This window comes from Actinoplanes couchii (assembly GCF_016862075.1).
GTDB classification, from domain to species: Bacteria; Actinomycetota; Actinomycetes; order Mycobacteriales; family Micromonosporaceae; genus Actinoplanes; species Actinoplanes couchii.
Genome location: NZ_BOMG01000048.1, coordinates 32,543 through 50,264, shown reverse-complemented (window position 1 = coordinate 50,264; position 17,722 = coordinate 32,543). Strand labels below are relative to the sequence as shown.

Genomic DNA, 17,722 nt, shown 5'->3' with positions numbered 1-17,722 from the left:
TGCCCGGCCGACACCGGAGAAAGGTCTGGGGACGCAACCCATGAGCCAGACGAAGCCCTATCGCGTATCACATCTGGATGCTCTCGAAGCGGAGAGCATCTTCGTCATGCGTGAGGTCATGGCCGAGTTCGAGCGCCCTGTGCTGCTCTTCTCCGGCGGAAAAGACTCGATCGTGATGCTGCGCCTCGCCGAGAAGGCGTTCGCGCCGGCGCGCATCCCGTTCCCGGTCATGCACGTCGACACCGGTCACAACTTCGCCGAGGTCCTCGAGTACCGGGACAGCCGGGTCGCGACCCTGGGCCTGAACCTGGTGGTCGCCAGCGTGCAGGAGGCGATCGACGCCGGCTCGGTGCGCGAGCTGCCGGACGGCACCCGCAACCGGATCCAGACCCCGGTGCTGCTCGCCGCGGTGGAGAAGTACCGCTTCGACGCGCTCTTCGGCGGCGCCCGCCGGGACGAGGAGAAGGCCCGGGCCAAGGAGCGGATGTTCAGCTTCCGCGACGAGTTCGGCCAGTGGGATCCGAAGAACCAGCGTCCCGAGCTGTGGTCGCTCTACAACGGACGGCACCACCCCGGCGAGTCGATCCGGGTGTTCCCGCTCTCCAACTGGACCGAGCTGGACGTCTGGCACTACATCGCCAAGGAGAACATCCCGCTGCCGAGCATCTACTACGCCCACGACCGTGAGGTCGTCGAGCGCAACGGGATGTACTACGCGGTCAACGAGTTCATCAAGCTCCGGGACGGCGAGACCTCCGAGGTGCGCCGGGTGCGGTACCGCACGGTCGGCGACGCGTCGCAGACCGCGGCCGTGCTCTCCGAGGCGGACACCGTCGACAAGGTGATCGACGAGGTCGCCGCGACCCGGATCACCGAGCGTGGTGCCACCCGCGGTGACGACAGGGTCAGCGAGGCCGCGATGGAAGACCGTAAGCGAGAGGGTTACTTCTGATGAGCCAGGCAGTTCTCGAGCCTGACGCCGCCGCCTCCCGCGGCATGGACCTGCTGCGGTTCGCCACCGCCGGAAGCGTCGACGACGGCAAGTCCACGCTCATCGGCCGGCTGCTGTACGACACCAAGACGATCTTCGAGGACCAGCTCGAGGCCGTCGAGACGGCCAGCGCCTCCCGCGGCGACGAGTACACCAACCTGGCCCTGCTGACCGACGGCCTGCGCGCCGAGCGGGAACAGGGCATCACCATCGACGTGGCCTACCGCTACTTCGCGACGCCGCGGCGCAAGTTCATCATCGCCGACACCCCCGGGCACATCCAGTACACCCGGAACATGGTGACCGGAGCGTCCACCGCGGACCTGGCGCTGATCCTGGTCGACGCCCGCAAGGGCCTGGTCGAGCAGTCCCGGCGGCACGCGTTCCTGACCAGCCTGCTGCGGGTGCCGCACCTGGTGCTGTGTGTGAACAAGATGGACCTGGTGGACTGGGACCAGGCGGTGTTCGAGAGGATCGCCGACGAGTTCACCTCGTTCGCGGCCAAGCTCGACGCCCCGGACCTGACGATCATCCCGATCTCGGCGCTGAACGGCGACAACATCGCCAGCCGGTCGGAGAACACCCCGTGGTACGAGGGCCCGTCCCTGCTGCACCACCTGGAGCACGTGCACATCGCCAGCGACCGGAACCTGGTCGACGTGCGCTTCCCGGTGCAGTACGTGATCCGCCCGCAGTCCACCACGGTCACCGACTACCGGGGTTACGCCGGTCAGGTGGCCTCCGGCATCCTCAAGCCGGGCGACGACGTCATGGTCCTGCCCTCCGGCATGACCAGCACGATCGCGTCGATCGAGACGGCGGACGGCCCGGTCGACGAGGCGTTCCCGCCGATGTCGGTGACGGTCCGGCTGAACGACGAGATCGACATCTCGCGCGGTGACCTGATCTGCCGGCCGAACAACGCTCCGGCCGTCGCCCAGGACATCGAGGCGATGATCTGCTGGATGGACGAGACGGCCCCGCTGCGGGTCGGCGGCAAGTACACGATCAAGCACACCACCCGCACCGCGCGGACCGTGGTGCGCGGGCTGCAGTACAAGCTCGACGTGAACACGCTGCACCGGGACGAGGCCGCCGGGGAGCTGAAGCTCAACGAGATCGGCCGGGTCAAGCTGCGCACCACGGTGCCGCTGCTGGCCGACGAGTACCGCCGGAACCGTACGACCGGCGGCTTCATCCTGATCGACGAGAGCACCAACCGTACCGTCGGCGCCGGCATGATCATCGAGGCCCGTTAGGGCCGGATCGTCGCCCAGACCACCTTGCCCGTCTCGGCGGGCACGGCGCCCCACAGGGTGGCGGCTTCCTGAACCGCCCGCAGCCCGCGGCCCCGCTCGTCGAGCGGCAGGTCCGGGCGCGGGCGGGACGGCCGCATCACCCGGGGCAGGCGCGGATTGCCGTCGGCGACCGTCAGGTGCAGGCCGGACCCGCGCCGGCTGACCACCACCCGGATCTCGGTGCCGGCGTGCTCGACCGCGTTGGTCACCAACTCGGAGACCACGGCTCGGCTGCGGTGCAGCAGATGGACCAGTCCCCAGGACAGGCAGGCGTCGCTGACCAGGTTCCGGGCCGTGCAGGGGGCCTCGGTCTCCGGCCGCAGGGTCGCGCTCAGTCGTTCGTCGCCGGGGATCCGCCCGGCCAGCGCCACCCGCGCCTGCCGCACCTTGGCGTAGACCGGCAGGTGCCGCCCGGCGCACAGTCCCTGCATGCGGTCGGCCAGGGGCAGATCCGGCGGTACGCAGATGGCCAGGTGCACCGGTGGTTCCAGCCCGGCCGCGAGTTGCCGGGCGGTCAACCAGGTGGGTGTGCTCTCGCTGCGTGGATCGGTCAGTCCGGTGAGGTCCACGATCAGGCCGTCCGGATGCTCGGTGAAGCAGCGGCGCAGCGTGGTGGCCACACTGAGGCGCAACTGCTCGTCCCATGGCCCGCGGACCGTGAGCAGAGAGACCGCGGCGTTGTCGTCGGCGTCGACGCTGACGATGACTCCTCGCTCGGTGTCATCGTGAAGATACGGTGGGCTTACCCCCATGGGGCCACGATAACCGTCGCCCGACCGGTGAGCCGCCTCGCTCGCTCTTGTGGGTGATCAGGTGAAAGGAGGACGGCCACCCCCGGTTGAGGGTGACCGTCCGCTCTTTCGATGTCTGCCACACAGAACCTAGATCCGCGCGGCTCCGGGTCCGGCGGTCGCCACCCAGCTCGTCGGGGCGGTGAAACCCTTTTGCGCGTACGCGTCGGCAACGGCTGCCGCGGTCGACTCGGCCCGATCCGCGTCGATCAGGGCCAGCACACAGCCACCGAATCCGCCGCCGGTCATCCGGGCCCCGTGCGCGCCGGCGGTCAGCGCCGCCTGCACGGCGGTGTCCACCTGGTCCACGGTGATCTCGAAGTCGTCGCGCATCGAGTCGTGCGAGGCGGTCAGCAGCGGGCCGATCTCCCGGACCCGGCCCTCGTGCAGCAGCGCGACGGTGTCCAGCACCCGCTGGTTCTCGGTGACGATGTGCCGGGCCCGGCGGCGCAGCACGTCGTCACCCAGCTTCTCCAGCGCCCCGGCCAGCTCGGCCACCGAGACGTCGCGCAGCGCCGGCACACCCAGGGCCGACGCCGCCGCCTCACAGCTCTTGCGGCGGGCGCCGTACTCACCGTCGACGTGCTGGTGCGGCGCGTTGCTGTTGATCACCAGGATGGCCAGGCCCTGACCGGCCAGGTCGAACGGGATCTGCTCGATCGCGTAGCTGCGGCAGTCCAGGAACAGCGCGTGGCCCTCCTGGCAGCGGATCGAGGCGGACTGGTCGAGGATGCCGGTGGGCGCCCCGACGTAGTCGTTCTCGGCACGCTGGGCGATGGCCGGCCGGCGCTCCAACGGGACGTCCAGGCCGCCGAGGTCGATCAGCGCGGTGAGGACCGCCGACTCCAGGGCCGCCGACGAGGACAGGCCCGAGCCGAGCGGCACGTCCGAGGCGAGCGCGATCCGGGCCGGCGGGACCTCGAAGCCGGCCTCGGTCAGGGCCCACACCACTCCGGCGACGTACGCCCCCCAGCCGGTGACCTCACCCGGCCTGGTGACCCCGAAGACGACCGGGTCGGGCGCCAGCGTCGAGCAGACCGACCACTTGCCGTCCGGCGCCGGGCCGGCCGCCGCGACGGTGCGCTGCGGCAGCGCGAAGGGCAGCACAAAACCGTCGTTGTAGTCGGTGTGCTCGCCGATCAGGTTGACCCGGCCGGGCGCCGCCCACAGCCCGGCGGCCTCCTCGCCGTACGCCTCGGTGAATGCGGCCCGTGCGGCCTCAGGAATGCTCATGCTGTGCCTTTCTCGGCATGCGCTCCCGGCCCTTGCTTCGCTGCGGTGCAGTCGCTCATGCCACGTGCTTCCGATAGAAGGTCCATGCGTCACCGATCATGTCCTGCAGCGTGTTCTTCTCGGGAACCCACCCCAGATCGGCGCGGGCCCGGTCGGACGAGGCGACCAGGGTGGCCGGGTCGCCGTCGCGGCGGGCGGCGATCTCCACCGGGATCTCCGCGCCGGTGACCTGACGGGCCGCCTCGACGACCTCCTTGTTGGAGAACCCGTTGCCGTTGCCCAGGTTGTAGATGCGGTGCTCGCCGGCGACCGTCGCGTCCAGCGCCAGCAGGTGGGCCCGGGCCAGGTCCTCGACGTGGATGTAGTCGCGCACGCAGGTGCCGTCGGCGGTGGGGTAGTCGTCGCCGAAGAGCGCGAGCTTCGCCCGCTTGCCCGCGGCCACCTGCAGGGTGATCGGGATCAGGTGGGTCTCCGGGTCGTGCCGCTCGCCGATCTCGTGGTCACCGGCGATGTAGGCGCCCGCCACGTTGAAGTAGCGCAGCGACACCGCGGCCAGCCCGTGGGCGAACGCCTCGGAGGTCAGAGCCAGGTCGAAGGTCAGCTTGGTCGACCCGTACGTGCTGGTCGGGGCCTTGATCGCGGTTTCCGTGATGGGCAGCTCGACCGGGTTGCCGTAGACCGCCGCGGTGGAGGAGAAGATCACCCGGGGCACCTTCGCCGCACGGATCGCGTCCAGCAGGGCCAGCGACTTCACCACGTTCTCGTGCCAGTAGAGCTCCGGCTTGGCCATCGACTCGCCGGCCGCGATCAGCCCGGCGAAGTGCAGGACGGCGTCGAACCCGGCCTCCGGCGTCAGCACCCGGGCGGCGTCGGCGATGTCACCCTCCACGAACGTGGCGTCCGGGGCGATCGCCTCCCGGAACCCGGTGCGCAGATTGTCCAGTACGACCACCTCGTGGCCCGCGTCCAGCAGCAGCCTGCTGGTCACGCTGCCGACATAGCCGGCACCGCCGGTGACGAGCAATTTCACGGCTCAGGCCCTCTCTGAAGTCTCCGACGATCCTAGAATTCCCCAGAAACGCTCATAGGTCAACAGGTTCGAACATTGCCGCGACCCCCCTGGGGGATTCGCGGATCACGGACCGGGGCTGACACAATGGCGGCCATGTCCGACGTTGCCCGCCGCCCGCGTGTGCTCTCCGGCATCCAGCCGACCGCCGATTCCTTCCACCTCGGCAACTACCTGGGCGCTGTGCGCAACTGGGTGTCGATGCAGGACACGCATGACGCGTTCTACTGCGTGGTCGATCTGCACGCGATCACCATGGGCCATGATCCGGCAGTTCTCCGCAACCGGAGCCGGATTTCCGCCGCCCAGCTGCTGGCGGCCGGCCTCGACCCGGAGCGCTGCACCCTCTTCGTGCAGTCCCACGTGCCCGAGCACGCCCAGCTCGGCTGGGTGCTGAGCTGCATCACCGGGTTCGGCGAGGCCGGGCGGATGGTCCAGTTCAAGGACAAGTCGGCCAAGGCCGGGCAGGACAGCACCACCGTCGGGTTGTTCTCCTACCCGATCCTGCAGGCCGCCGACATCCTGCTCTACCAGGCCGACCAGGTGCCCGTCGGCGAGGACCAGCGCCAGCACCTGGAGCTGACCCGCGACCTGGCGCAGCGGTTCAACACCCGGTTCGGCAAGACCTTCAACATGCCCTCGCCGTACATCGTGAAGGACACCGCGAAGATCTACGACCTGCAGGACCCGTCGATCAAGATGTCGAAGTCGGCCTCCGCGCCGAACGGGATCATCGAGCTGCTGGAGGACCCGGCCCGCTCGGCCAAGAAGATCCGGTCGGCGGTCACCGACACCGGCCGCGACATCATCTTCGACGAGGTGAACAAGCCGGGCATCAGCAACCTGCTGACGATCTACGCGGCGCTCACCGACCGGGCCGTCGACGAGCTGATCGAGGCGTACGACGGCAAGGGTTACGGCGATCTGAAAAAGGATCTGGCCGAGGTGCTGGTCGGGTTCGTCAAGCCGATCCAGGAGCGGACGACGCTCTACCTGGACGACCGGGCCCAGCTGGACAAGATCCTCGCGATCGGCGCCGAGAAGGCCCGGGAGGTCTCCGCGGCCACCCTGGCCCGGGCGTACCAGAACGTGGGTTTCCTGAGCCCCGCCCGCGGAGCCTGAGCGACATGTCCCAGCCGGGTATCACCCGTATCGGCGTCGCCATCGACATCCCCGAGCCCTGGGGTTCGGCGCTCACCAGGCGGCGCGCCGAGGCGGGTGACCCGCAGGCCGCCTACACCCCGGCGCACGTCACCCTGCTCGGCCCGACCGAGGTGGCGGCCGACGCGCTGCCCGGTATCGAGAAACATCTCGAGGCGCTCGCAGCGGCCCAGGAGCCGTTCACCATCCACCTGCGGGGGACCGGCACGTTCCGGCCGGTCACCGAGGTGGTGTTCGTGACCCTGGCGCAGGGGATCAGCGAGTGCGAGCTGCTGGCCGAGGCGATCACCCGGTCCGAGGACGTCAACCGGGACACCCGGTTCCCGTACCACCCGCACGTGACTGTCGCGCAGGACGTGCCGGCCGCCGCGCTGGACGCGGTCTTCGACGATCTGGCCGGTTTCTCCGCCCGGTTCGAGGTCTCCTCCTTCACCCTGTTCTCACACGGGGGTGAGGGGCCGTGGCGGCCGCGCCGGGACTTCCCGCTGGGCGACTGACGTGTCCTGTCCCCCGGTGGGCTGAAGTGTCCGATACGGTCGGCCGGTGGTGAACCCGATCGACCGGGCGCTGGACGCGGCCGAAGCCAGAATCATGGCCGTGCGGTACCGGTCGCCGTACTTCGATCACTTCTGCCGGGCGATTCTGCGGTACGAGAGTGTCCAGGGTGGCCGGCTGGCCGCCGCGATCGCGTACTACGGCTTCTTCGCGGTCTTCGCGCTGCTGCTGATCGGCTACTCGGTCTTCGGCTTCCTGCTGACCAACAACGTCGAGCTGCTCGACCTGGTCCGCGACTTCCTGCGCCAGAACCTGCCGTTCCTGGACGTGCAGGCCATCCTGGAGAGCAAGGGGAGTGTCGGCCTGGTGGGCCTGGCCGGCCTGACGTTCACCGGGATCGGCTGGGTGGAGGCGATCCGCTCGTCACAGCGGCTGATCTGGCGGCTGAACGAGCAGCCCGGCTTCATCGGCGTACGCCAAGCGGTCGATCTGATGGTCTTGATCGGTCTGTTGCTCCTGCTGGCATTGACCCAGCTCGCCGTCTACGGCCTGGAGAGGCTGCTGCACTGGCTGGCCGGTGGTGGCTTCGCCGTGGTCCTGTCGATCGTCAGCTGGGTGCTCACCTTCGGTGTCAACCTGCTGCTGGCGGCCGCGCTGCTGGCCGCGGTGCCCCGGCTGAGGATGACCGCCCGCCGGATGGCCCCGCCGGTGCTCCAGGTCGGCACCGGACTGCTGCTGCTCAACACGGTGGGCAAGTCGTTCGTCGGGCTGGTCGAGCGGAATCCGGCGTACGGCCTGGTCGGTTCCGCCGTCGGCGCGCTGGTCTATCTCTACGTCTTCAACCAGCTGCTGCTCTTCGGGGCGGCCTGGGCGGCGACCAGCCCGCACGGCCGGGTGGTCGATCTGTCGGCTGATGACAAGACCGCCCCGGTGGGGCAAAACACCTGGATTCGCCACTCCCGCCCGACATGATGAGCCGGTGGGCACACTAGTCACGTTGCACCTGCCGCCGGACTCGCCGCTCGCCGACGAGCCGTGGGTGATCACCATCGCCGCGCAGGGCTCCGTCCCGGACGACGAGGACGACTGGGAGCCGGTCGTCTGCGGGCCGTACGAACGGGACCACGCGCTCGCCCTGGCCCGCGCGGTGGTGTCCGACGACGACCTGATGGCCGTGGTCGAGCCGATGCTGCCGCTGGACTCGCCGGCGGCGATCCGGGCCGCGATCGAGGAGGCCCGGGCCCCGGCTGGCGAGGACTTCCCGCCGCGCCCGGCCGGGCAGCACCCGGGTCCACCGCCGGAGCCCGCGGAGGTACGGGCCGGCTGGCGACGGATAGCCGCTGGGATACTGGGCATGTGATGATCAACAGACGATGGTCGGCGTTCCTGATCGCGGTCGGCCTCTGGACGTGGCTGATCTGGCCCCGGTTCGGGCTGGCCATCTGGAACGACGAGCGGTCCTTCGCCGCCGGATCACCGACCGCGTTCCTGTGGATCCACGCCCTGCTGATCGGTGCGTCGCTGGCGATCGGCACCACCGTCGGGGTCCTCGGGATCACAGCTTGGCGACGTTCTGTGAAGACTGCCCCGGCCGAACATTAACTGTCTGTTTCGGCGAGCGGGTGCAATTGCCACCTGAACCAGCCGAAAGCGACGGGCCAACAGACCTGTGATTGCGGTGGTATAACAGTGCGCCAACAGTCCGTACCGATGTCCTGACGGGCCTCCGACCCGGGGATACGCTCCCGACCTGAGATTCACCCTGGTACTCGAACCTCGGTGTGCAGCGGAAGGAGGGCGTCTTGCGCCCAGTACGTGGGAAGCGGATCGTGGCGATTCTCGCGGCAGGTGGGCTGACGCTCGCTGCCGCTGCCTGTGGCGAGGCTCCGGCCGAGACCCCGGCAGCAAGCGGCAGCACCGCCGCTGAGGCCGCCTACAAGGCCTGCATGGTCACCGACCTCGGCGGCATCGACGACAAGTCGTTCAACGCCTCCGCCTGGGCCGGTCTGCAGGCCGCGCAGAAAGAGGTCAGCAACGTCGACCCGAAGTACGTGGCGTCCTCCTCCGAGGCCGACTACGAGCCGGGTCTGCGCAGCTACGTCTCGCAGAGCTGCAACTTCATCCTGGCCGTCGGTGGCCTGATGGGTGAGGTGACCACCAAGGTCGCCAAGGAGAGCTCCTCCTCGCAGTTCGCGATCGTGGACAGCAACAGTGGCAACAGCAACATCTACCCGATGCAGTTCGCCACCCACCAGGCCGCGTTCCTGGCCGGCTACCTGGCCGCGGGCTACTCGAAGTCGGGCAAGGTCGGCACCTACGGCGGTCTGAAGATCGCCCCGGTGACCATCTTCATGGACGGTTTCGCCGACGGCGTCGCGCACTACAACACCGTCAAGGGCAAGAAGGTCGAGGTCCTCGGCTGGAACAAGGCGTCCCAGAACGGCACCTTCGCCGAGAGCTTCATCGACCAGAACAAGGGCAAGTCGGTCACCGAGACCCTGGTCTCGCAGGGCGCCGACGTGATCATGCCGGTCGCCGGCGGCACCGGCCTCGGCACCGCCCAGGTCGCCAAGGACTCGGCCGGCAAGGTCTCGGTCATCTGGGTCGACCAGGACGGCTGCACCAGCGCCGCGCAGTACTGCGACGTGTTCCTGAGCACCGTGGTCAAGAACATCGAAGAGGCCGTCAAGGAGGCCGTGGTCAAGGGCGCCAAGGGCGAGACCCTGGCCGCCGCCCCGGGCTACGTCGGTGACCTGTCGAACGAGGGTGTCTCGCTCGCCGAGTTCCACAGCTTCGACAGCAAGGTCGACGCCGGTCTGAAGACCGAGCTGGAGACCCTCAAGGCCGACGTGATCTCCGGCAAGGTCAAGGTCGAGTCGGCCTCCGCGCCGAAGTGACTCTCGGGTAGGTAACATCTGGCCGCCGCCCGGCCACGGGTTTACGATCCGTGGCCGAGCGGCGGCTCGCATTACAGCGTCCACCAGGCTCGATCACCGAACTTCGGGAGATTCCGCTGAAACTGGAACTGCGCGGCATCACCAAGCGCTTCGGCGACCTGGTGGCCAACGACCACATCGACATCACTGTCGAGCCGGGCGAGGTTCACGCCCTACTCGGCGAGAACGGCGCCGGCAAGTCGACGCTGATGAACCAGCTGTACGGCCTGCTCCAGCCGGATGAGGGCCAGATCGTCGTGAACGGCGAACCCCTGGTCTTCAAGAGCCCCCGGGACGCCATCTCGGCCGGTATCGGCATGGTGCACCAGCACTTCATGCTCGTGCCGGTCTTCACCGTGGCGGAGAACATCGCGCTCGGCGCCGAGGAGACCCGCGGCGGCCCGCTGGGCTGGCTCGACCGCCGCCGGTCCCGCCGGGACGTGATCGACACCTCGAAGAAGTACGGCCTGCCGGTCGACCCGGACGCCCTGATCGAGGACCTGCCGGTCGGCGCGCAGCAGCGCGTGGAGATCGTCAAGGCCCTGACCCGCGAGGTCGACCTGCTGATCCTGGACGAGCCGACCGCGGTCCTGACCCCTCAGGAGACCGAGGAGCTGCTCACCGTCATGCGGTCGCTGACCGACATGGGCAAGTCGATCGTCTTCATCACCCACAAGCTCAAAGAGGTCAAGGCGATCGCCGACCGGATCACCGTGGTACGCCGCGGCAAGATCGTCGGCACCGCCAGCCCGGACACCAGCGAGGACGAGCTGGCCGCCCTGATGGTCGGCCGCGCCGTGAGCCTCGAGGTGCAGAAGGGCCCGGCCGAGCCCGGCGACCCGATCCTGAAGATCGACGGCCTGGTGGTCGACGACGACCGTGGTGTCCGCGCGGTCGACGGCGTGGACCTGGAGGCCCGGGCCGGTGAGGTGCTCGGCATCGCGGGCGTCCAGGGCAACGGGCAGACCGAGCTGGTCGAGGCCGTGATGGGCCTGCGCGCGGCCCGGGCCGGAGCGGTCCGCCTGGACGGCGCCGACCTGGTCGGGCTGAGCACCAAGAAGATCCTCGGCTCCGGCGTCGGCTACGTCCCCGAGGACCGCAGCCACGACGGTGTGGTCAAGGAGTTCTCGGTCGCCGAGAACCTGATCCTGGACATGTACGACCGCGCCCCGTTCGGCAATCCGATCCGGATCGACGGCAGCAAGGTCGGCAGCAACGCCACCGAGCGGATCGAGCAGTTCGACATCCGGTGCCAGTCGCCGGCGACCCCGGTCGGCACGCTGTCCGGCGGTAACCAGCAGAAGGTCGTGGTGGCCCGGGAGATGTCCCGCCCGCTGCGCCTGTTCATCGCATCGCAGCCCACCCGCGGGGTGGACGTCGGCTCGATCGAGTTCATCCACAACCGGATCATTCACGAGCGGGACCAGGGCACCGCGGTGCTGGTGGTCTCCAGCGAGCTGGACGAGGTGGTCGGCCTCGCGGACCGGATCGCGGTGATGTACCGCGGCCGGATCCTGGCGATCGTCTCGCCGGACACGCCACGCGAGGAGATCGGTCTGCTGATGGCCGGCATCACCGGCGCGACGGCCGAGGGGGAGAAGTGACCGCCGAGACTCAGACTCCGGCTGTGAAGAAGCCGGAGCCCGCCGGCGACGACTCGTTCATGAACGTGTTCCTGCGCAATCTCTGGTCAGCGAACAACGTGCTGCTCACCGCCCTGTCGGTGGTGCTGGCGGTGGTGATCGGCGCGGTGCTGATCGTGGTGTCGGACGCCGAGGTGCTGGCCAAGTTCGGCTACTTCACCGCCCGCCCGAGCGACGCGCTGAGCTCCAGCTGGGAGCTGATCAGCACGGCCTACTCCGAGCTGCTGATGGGCGCGTTCGGTGACCCGGCGGTATTCCAGGCCTGGTTCGCCGGGACGGCCACCTGGCAGCAGGCGTTCACCCCGCTCTCCGAGACCCTGACGTACGCCGCTCCGCTGGTCTTCACCGGTCTCTCGGTGGCGCTGGCCTTCCGCGGCGGCCTGTTCAACATCGGCGCCCAGGGCCAGGCGGTGCTCGGCTGCATCGTGGCCGGCGTCGCGGGCTTCTCGTTCGGCCTGCCGATCGTGCTCAACCTGGCCGTCGCGCTGGTCGCCGGCGTGATCGGCGGCGCACTGTGGGGCTTCATCCCCGGCCTGCTGAAGGCGCGCACCGGCGCCCACGAGGTGATCACCACGATCATGCTCAACTACACCTCGGCGCTGTTCCTGTCCTGGCTGGTCATCCAGAAGGGTGTCCAGGCCGAGGGCCGCAGCGACGCGATCAGCAAGACGGTCGCCGAGTCGGCACAGCTCCCGTCGCCCGGCGGCGTTCTGCGGGTGCACCTCGGCATCATCCTCGCGGTGCTGGTCACCGCCGGGGTGGCCTGGCTGCTGAAGCGGTCCGCCTTCGGTTTCGAGATCCGCGCGGTGGGCGCCAACCCGCACGCGGCCAGGACCGCCGGCATCAGCGTCGCCCGGACGTACGTGCTGCTGATGGCCGTCGCCGGCGGCCTGGCCGGTCTCGGTGGCGCGACCCAGGTGCTCGGCACCGCGCACGCGCTGACCCCGGCGGTGGCCGGCAACATCGGCTTCGACGGCCTGCTGGTCGCCCTGCTGGGCCGGAACCGGCCGTGGAGCACCTTCTTCGCCGCCCTGCTGTTCGGCGCGCTGCGGGCCGGTGGCAACCGGATCCAGTCGTTCGCCGGCATCTCGCTGGAGCTGGTCACCGTGCTCCAGGCGCTCATCGTCATCTTCATCGCCGCCCCCGCACTGGTGAAGGCGATCTTCCGTCTGCGTGCCGCCCGGTCCACCGGTCTCGGCGCCTCTCTGGCGAAGGGCTGAGGACATGTCGACCGCGACTGTGGAGGACCTGACCGAGGTCGCCGCGCCGGAGCCGTTCTGGTCCCGGCCACGCAAGCTCGGCACGGCCCTGATCCTGCTCGGGGTGGTGGCCGCCGGGGTGTTCGGTTCGCTGGCGCCCGGTGAGGACGCCCGGTTCACGCTGAGTGAGAACGCCGAGGGCGCCGCGCTCTCCATCCACGGGCCGTTCGGGGCGGTGCTCTTCGGGGTGCTGACCGTGATCGCCGGTGGGGTGATGGTCGCCGGGCTGCTCAAGCGCCGCTCCAACCTGCTGCTGGTGCTCGGCATCCTGACCTTCGTGCTGTCGTTCCTGTGCTGGCAGGTGGCCGGCCACTTCATGCCGCTGGTGGACACCACCGAGGGCACGTTGCAACTGGCGCTGCCGCTGATCCTCGGCGCGCTGGCCGGTGTGCTCGGTGAGCGCTCCGGCGTGGTGAACGTGGCGATCGAGGGCCAGTTCCTGATGGGCGCCTTCGCCGGCGCCCTGGTCGGCACGATGGCCACCAGCGTCTGGGCCGGCCTGATCAGCGCGGCCGTCGGCGGTGTGCTGATCGCCGGCATCCTGGCCGTGCTGTCGATCCGCTACCTGGTCGACCAGACGGTGGTCGGCATGGTGCTGAACCTGTTCGCGCTCGGCATCACCGGCTTCCTGTACGAGCGGCTGATGCAGCCCGACGCGCAGACCTACAACCAGCCGCCGCAGCTGCCCGAGTGGCGGATCCCGGGGCTGGCCGACATCCCGGTCGTCGGCCCGGTGCTGTTCGAGGCGAACCTGCTGGTCTGGCTCGCGCTCGGGCTGGTGCTGGCGATCCACTTCGGGTTGACCCGGACCCGGTGGGGCCTGCGGACCCGTGCGGTCGGCGAGCACCCGACCGCGGCCGACACGGTGGGTATCCGGGTGCGTGGCCTGCGGTACCTGAACGTGCTGCTCGGCGGGGTGGTGGCCGGTATCGGTGGCGCCTACTTCACGCTGGTGGCGACCGGCAGCTTCACCAAGAACATGACCGCGGGCGCCGGCTTCATCGCCCTGGCCGCGCTGATCTTCGGCCGGTTCACCCCGTTCGGGGCGTTCGGGGCGGCGCTGTTCTTCGGGTTCGCCCAGAAGCTGGCGTTCTTCCTGAGCGCGATCGAGAGCCCGCTGCCCAGCCAGTTCCTCAACATGCTGCCGTACCTGGCGACGCTGGTCGCGGTGGCGGGGCTGGTCGGCCGGGTGCGTGGTCCGGCGGCGTCGGGTCAGCCGTACATCAAGAGTTGATCTTTCGGTAAAAAACCGGGACAGGGCGGGGACCTCGGGTTTCCGTCCTGTTTCGGTTTTCCGGGGGCCGGTGCCGCGGTGAAACCGCCCGGCCGGATACGGCAGAATCGGCGTCATGGAGATCGACTGGGCATCGTTGCGGGCGGCCGCCATCGAGACGATGCGGCTGGCGTACACCCCGATATCGGATTTCCCGGTCGGTGTGGCCGGACTGGTCGACGACGGCCGGGTGATCGTCGGCTGCAACGTGGAGAACGCGTCCATCGGGATGACCCTGTGCGCCGAGTGCGGCCTGATCAGCGCGCTGTACGCGAGCGGCGGCGGGCAGCTGGTGGCGATCTCCTGCGTGGACGCGGCGGGTGCCCCGCTGATGCCGTGCGGCCGCTGCCGTCAGCTGCTCTGGGAGCACGGCGGCCCGGACCTGCTGGTCGAGGCGCTGCCCCAGCCGCTGCGGATGTCCGAGCTGCTGCCGCACGCGTTCGGCTACCCGGACATGGACCGGGTCACCGGCCGCGTCGGCGGCGCCGCCGACGTGCCACCGGAACTGGCCAAGTGGCGCGGCCGGGGGACGGTCTTCGTCCACCCCGACATCTCCGGCGGGGAGACCATCTGGACCGGCTACTGGGAGCGGTCCTCCGGAGAACCGGGCAGTGCCGAGGAGAAGGGCATCCTGGAAGAGGGGCCGAACCTGGCGAACACCGCCGCCGCGGTCGCCTGGGGCTTGGTCCGGACGCCGCGGATCGTGGTGGTGGACGCCCAGGGCAATCTGTCCTGGGCAGGCGAGGGTGAGGCCCCCGAGGGCATCCCGCAGCGTTGGGAAGAAGGAAGATCGTGAGTGCTTTCGCCGCCGTGGACGTGATCCGCGCCAAGCGGGACGGGCAGGTCCTGTCCGATGCCCAGATCGACTGGGTGGTGGACGCCTACACCAAGGGCGTCGTCGCCGACGAGCAGATGTCGGCCCTGGCCATGGCGATCCTGCTGCGGGGCATGACGCCCGCCGAGATCGCCCGCTGGACGGCCGCCATGATCGCCAGCGGGGAGCGACTGGACCTCTCCGCGGTGACCCGGCCGACCGCCGACAAGCACTCCACCGGCGGTGTCGGCGACAAGATCACGCTGCCGCTGACCCCGCTGGTCGCCGCGTGCGGCGTGGCCGTGCCGCAGCTGTCCGGCCGCGGGCTGGGCCACACCGGCGGCACCCTGGACAAACTGGAGTCGATCGCGGGCTGGCAGGCCCGGATCTCCAACGACCAGTTCAAGAGCCAGCTGCAGGAGATCGGCGCGGTCATCTGCGCGGCCGGCGAGGGCCTGGCCCCGGCCGACCGCAAGCTGTACGCGCTGCGCGACGTCACCGGCACCGTCGAGGCCATCCCGCTGATCGCCAGCTCGATCATGAGCAAGAAGATCGCCGAGGGCACCGGCGCGCTGGTGCTGGACGTGAAGGTCGGCACCGGCGCGTTCATGAAGGACCTCGCCACCGCGCAGGAGCTGGCCCGGACCATGGTCCAGCTGGGCAAGGACAGCGGCGTCACCACGGTCGCGCTGCTGACCGACATGAGCACCCCGCTCGGTCTCGCCGTCGGCAACGCCAACGAGGTGGCCGAGTCGGTGGAGGTCCTGGCCGGCGGCGGACCGTCCGATGTGGTGGAACTCACGCTGGCTCTGGCCCGGGAGATGCTGGCCGCCGCCGGAGTCGACGCCGACCCGGAGAAGGTGCTGGCCAGTGGGCAGGCGATGGACACCTGGCGGGCGATGATCCAGGCACAGGGCGGCGACCCGGACGCGCCACTGCCGACCGCTGCGCACACCGAGGTGCTGCGGGCCACCGAGGACGGTGTGGTGACCTCGGTCGACGCGTACGGCATCGGGATCGCCGCCTGGCGCCTCGGCGCCGGCCGGGCCCGCAAGGAGGACCCGGTCAGCTTCGGCGCCGGGGTGCAGCTCAAGGTCCGCCCGGGCGACCGGGTCAAGGCCGGTGACGTGCTGCTCGAACTGCGCGCCGACGACGAGTCCCGGATCCCGGTGGCCCGCGCCGACGCGGCCGGGGCGATCGTCCTCGGGGCGGAGGCCACCTCCCCTGTTCCGCTTCTGCTCGACCGCATAGCCTGAACCGCCATGATTAAGGCCGCCCCCGACCCCCGTGCGGTCCGCGAGGCAAGTCTCGACGAACTGGCGCGGCTCGGCCTGCCCCTGCCCCCGCTGGCGTTTCCGCTGGTGTGGGAGCAGGGCGACACGGTCGAGCTGCGCCCGGTCGCCGAGCTGGAAGCCCGGGCCGCGATTCTGCACGTCGTCGTCGCCAGGTGTTTCGGCATGCCCACCGAGGCGGCGATGAGCTGGCTGCTCGGCTCCCACCTGGTCGAGCTGGTCACCCCGCCGGAGTGGCAGTTCGTGATCGGCGCGAAGGGCGACCACCGCTCCTTCGTGCTGCACCACGACGCCGTCTTCGCGCTGGCTTGGCTGCTCGGCCTGAGTCGGCACCTGGACCCGACGGTCCCGCCGGACGACCGGATGATGGCCCAGATGCCGGACCTGCCCGCCGGGGAGAGTTTCACCAGCTGGCGGTCCCGGTCGCTGATGGCGATCCGGGATCCGGCCGAGGCCGCCGTGCTGCTCGATCTCTACTACTGCCTGGACTGGGCGTTCCAGGAGGCGGAGCAGAGCGGGCGGTCACTGCCCGGCGACGTGGACGGCAACGCCATCGGGCAGCGCCGGTGGGCGCTGGAGTGGGCGGTCATCTTCACCGGGCCGTACCACGACGTGCCCCCCGAATGGGAAGAGGTCGACCTCTCCGTCTGAGGGGCCGTCAGCGCCGCTGATAGGCCGTCACGTCCACCGCGGCGGTCACCGTGACGTCCACTGTGGGCAGAGTGTCCGCGGGCACGTGGCGGGCGCTGGGGGTCATGCCGATCAGGGTGCGCGCCTCGGCCGCGGTCAGCTTCAGCTCCCGGCGGTGCCCGGCGGTGGCGATCGCGGTGAAGTGCTCGCCGAGACTGCCACTGACCCGGGCCGCCTTCTCCGGGTCGACCTGGATCAACCCGTACCCGCTGATCAGCTCGGTCAGGTGGTCGGCGGCCGGGGTGACCACCAGCAGCAGCCCGGCCGGCCGCAGGATCCGGTGGAACTCCGGCCCGTTACGGGGCGCGAAGACGTTCAGGATCACCGAGGCCGCCCCGTCCGCGACCGGAAGTGGACGCCACAGGTCGGCCAGCGCGGCCGCGGCCCGGTGATGCGCCCGGGCGGCCCGCCGCAGTGCCGGTTTGGAGACGTCGAGTCCGAGACCGATTGCTTCCGGCGACCCGTCCAGGAACCGGGCCAGGTAGTCGCCGGTGCCGGTCCCGGCGTCCACCACCAGACCTGCTGTTTCCGGCGCGCCGGCCGTCAGGGCGTCGGCGATGAACCCGTAGTGCCCGGCGGCCAGGAAGCCGGCCCGGTCGGCGACCATCTCGGCGCTGTCCCCGGTGTGCGGCAGCCGTCCGCCGCTGAGGTCGGCGTAACCCTGCTTCGCCATGTCGAAGCTGTGGCCCCGCGGGCACCGCAGTGTCCGATCCTGCCTGGTCACCGTGTTGTGGCACACCGGGCACCGCAGAAACGCAACTACCGCGTCGATCATCG

Annotated in this window: 18 protein-coding genes; 14 read left to right on the top strand and 4 right to left on the bottom strand. The window is 69.9% G+C overall.

What is annotated here, in order from left to right; genetic code table 11:
- Positions 1-40: 40 nt before the first annotated feature.
- Both cysD and cysN read left to right on the top strand, forming a co-directional pair.
- On the top strand, positions 41-952 hold the full coding sequence (gene cysD, locus Aco03nite_RS18360; protein ID WP_203796586.1) for a sulfate adenylyltransferase subunit CysD: 912 nt from the start codon (positions 41-43) through the stop codon (positions 950-952).
- A complete protein-coding gene (cysN, locus tag Aco03nite_RS18355; protein ID WP_203796585.1) occupies positions 952-2,250 on the top strand; it encodes a sulfate adenylyltransferase subunit CysN in 1,299 nt (432 codons plus the stop codon). Before cysD ends, cysN begins: the two co-directional genes overlap by 1 nt.
- On the opposite strand, the gene Aco03nite_RS18350 is transcribed toward cysN, so the two are convergent.
- From Aco03nite_RS18350 to galE, 3 genes are all read right to left on the bottom strand, one after another.
- Positions 2,247-3,041 (bottom strand): ATP-binding protein, encoded by a 795-nt coding sequence (locus Aco03nite_RS18350; protein ID WP_203796584.1) that lies wholly within the window; start codon positions 3,039-3,041, stop codon positions 2,247-2,249. The two genes, cysN and Aco03nite_RS18350, sit on opposite strands and share 4 nt — an antisense overlap.
- A 129-nt stretch (positions 3,042-3,170) precedes the next feature.
- Positions 3,171-4,313, bottom strand: coding sequence for a galactokinase (galK, locus tag Aco03nite_RS18345; RefSeq protein WP_203796583.1), 1,143 nt, complete (start codon positions 4,311-4,313; stop codon positions 3,171-3,173).
- Positions 4,314-4,368: 55 nt separating this feature from the next.
- The gene (galE, locus tag Aco03nite_RS18340; protein ID WP_203796582.1) at positions 4,369-5,343 is read right to left on the bottom strand and encodes a UDP-glucose 4-epimerase GalE; all 975 of its coding nucleotides are present in this window, start codon (positions 5,341-5,343) and stop codon (positions 4,369-4,371) included.
- Between the two features lie 135 nt (positions 5,344-5,478).
- On the opposite strand from galE, the gene trpS reads away from it, so the two are divergent.
- From trpS to Aco03nite_RS18280, 12 genes are all read left to right on the top strand, one after another.
- Complete coding sequence (gene trpS / locus Aco03nite_RS18335) at positions 5,479-6,504, top strand: tryptophan--tRNA ligase (RefSeq protein ID WP_203796581.1); 1,026 nt, start codon at positions 5,479-5,481, stop codon at positions 6,502-6,504.
- Positions 6,505-6,509: 5 nt separating this feature from the next.
- On the top strand, positions 6,510-7,040 hold the full coding sequence (locus Aco03nite_RS18330; protein WP_203796580.1) for a 2'-5' RNA ligase family protein: 531 nt from the start codon (positions 6,510-6,512) through the stop codon (positions 7,038-7,040).
- Between the two features lie 49 nt (positions 7,041-7,089).
- Positions 7,090-8,010, top strand: a complete 921-nt coding sequence (locus tag Aco03nite_RS18325) for a YihY/virulence factor BrkB family protein (protein ID WP_203796660.1) — start codon at positions 7,090-7,092, stop codon at positions 8,008-8,010.
- 7 nt (positions 8,011-8,017) lie between these two features.
- On the top strand, positions 8,018-8,398 hold the full coding sequence (locus Aco03nite_RS18320; RefSeq protein WP_203796579.1) for a hypothetical protein: 381 nt from the start codon (positions 8,018-8,020) through the stop codon (positions 8,396-8,398).
- Positions 8,398-8,640: an SCO4848 family membrane protein gene (locus Aco03nite_RS18315; protein WP_307837648.1), complete on the top strand. Its 243-nt coding sequence runs from the start codon at positions 8,398-8,400 to the stop codon at positions 8,638-8,640. The genes Aco03nite_RS18320 and Aco03nite_RS18315 overlap by 1 nt, the downstream gene beginning before the upstream one ends.
- A gap of 200 nt (positions 8,641-8,840) precedes the next feature.
- Positions 8,841-9,935 (top strand): BMP family lipoprotein, encoded by a 1,095-nt coding sequence (locus Aco03nite_RS18310; protein WP_203796577.1) that lies wholly within the window; start codon positions 8,841-8,843, stop codon positions 9,933-9,935.
- Positions 9,936-9,985: 50 nt separating this feature from the next.
- The gene (locus Aco03nite_RS18305; RefSeq protein WP_275415879.1) at positions 9,986-11,578 is read left to right on the top strand and encodes an ABC transporter ATP-binding protein; all 1,593 of its coding nucleotides are present in this window, start codon (positions 9,986-9,988) and stop codon (positions 11,576-11,578) included.
- 59 nt (positions 11,579-11,637) lie between these two features.
- Positions 11,638-12,837, top strand: coding sequence for an ABC transporter permease (locus Aco03nite_RS18300; RefSeq protein ID WP_203796658.1), 1,200 nt, complete (start codon positions 11,638-11,640; stop codon positions 12,835-12,837).
- Between the two features lie 4 nt (positions 12,838-12,841).
- A complete protein-coding gene (locus tag Aco03nite_RS18295; RefSeq protein WP_203796576.1) occupies positions 12,842-14,110 on the top strand; it encodes an ABC transporter permease in 1,269 nt (422 codons plus the stop codon).
- Between the two features lie 115 nt (positions 14,111-14,225).
- Complete coding sequence (locus Aco03nite_RS18290) at positions 14,226-14,945, top strand: cytidine deaminase (protein WP_203796575.1); 720 nt, start codon at positions 14,226-14,228, stop codon at positions 14,943-14,945.
- Entirely contained in the window at positions 14,942-16,219 is a 1,278-nt protein-coding gene (locus tag Aco03nite_RS18285; RefSeq protein WP_203796574.1) for a thymidine phosphorylase, read from the top strand. Before Aco03nite_RS18290 ends, Aco03nite_RS18285 begins: the two co-directional genes overlap by 4 nt.
- Positions 16,220-16,225: 6 nt before the next feature.
- Entirely contained in the window at positions 16,226-16,906 is a 681-nt protein-coding gene (locus Aco03nite_RS18280; RefSeq protein WP_203796573.1) for a DUF4272 domain-containing protein, read from the top strand.
- Positions 16,907-16,913: 7 nt separating this feature from the next.
- On the opposite strand, the gene Aco03nite_RS18275 is transcribed toward Aco03nite_RS18280, so the two are convergent.
- Complete coding sequence (locus tag Aco03nite_RS18275) at positions 16,914-17,720, bottom strand: putative RNA methyltransferase (RefSeq protein WP_203796572.1); 807 nt, start codon at positions 17,718-17,720, stop codon at positions 16,914-16,916.
- Between the last annotated feature and the right edge of the window lie 2 nt (positions 17,721-17,722).

Excerpts from the sequence above, each read along its gene's own strand:
- cysD (WP_203796586.1), top strand. The coding sequence starts at position 41 with ATGAGCCAGACGAAGCCCTATCGCGTATCACATCTGGATGCTCTCGAA.
- cysN (WP_203796585.1), top strand. The coding sequence starts at position 952 with ATGAGCCAGGCAGTTCTCGAGCCTGACGCCGCCGCCTCCCGCGGCATG.
- Aco03nite_RS18350 (WP_203796584.1), bottom strand. The coding sequence starts at position 3,041 with ATGGGGGTAAGCCCACCGTATCTTCACGATGACACCGAGCGAGGAGTC.
- galK (WP_203796583.1), bottom strand. The coding sequence starts at position 4,313 with ATGAGCATTCCTGAGGCCGCACGGGCCGCATTCACCGAGGCGTACGGC.
- trpS (WP_203796581.1), top strand. The coding sequence starts at position 5,479 with ATGTCCGACGTTGCCCGCCGCCCGCGTGTGCTCTCCGGCATCCAGCCG.
- Aco03nite_RS18330 (WP_203796580.1), top strand. The coding sequence starts at position 6,510 with ATGTCCCAGCCGGGTATCACCCGTATCGGCGTCGCCATCGACATCCCC.
- Aco03nite_RS18315 (WP_307837648.1), top strand. The coding sequence starts at position 8,398 with ATGATCAACAGACGATGGTCGGCGTTCCTGATCGCGGTCGGCCTCTGG.
- Aco03nite_RS18300 (WP_203796658.1), top strand. The coding sequence starts at position 11,638 with ATGAACGTGTTCCTGCGCAATCTCTGGTCAGCGAACAACGTGCTGCTC.
- Aco03nite_RS18295 (WP_203796576.1), top strand. The coding sequence starts at position 12,842 with ATGTCGACCGCGACTGTGGAGGACCTGACCGAGGTCGCCGCGCCGGAG.
- Aco03nite_RS18290 (WP_203796575.1), top strand. The coding sequence starts at position 14,226 with ATGGAGATCGACTGGGCATCGTTGCGGGCGGCCGCCATCGAGACGATG.
- Aco03nite_RS18280 (WP_203796573.1), top strand. The coding sequence starts at position 16,226 with ATGATTAAGGCCGCCCCCGACCCCCGTGCGGTCCGCGAGGCAAGTCTC.
- Aco03nite_RS18275 (WP_203796572.1), bottom strand. The coding sequence starts at position 17,720 with ATGATCGACGCGGTAGTTGCGTTTCTGCGGTGCCCGGTGTGCCACAAC.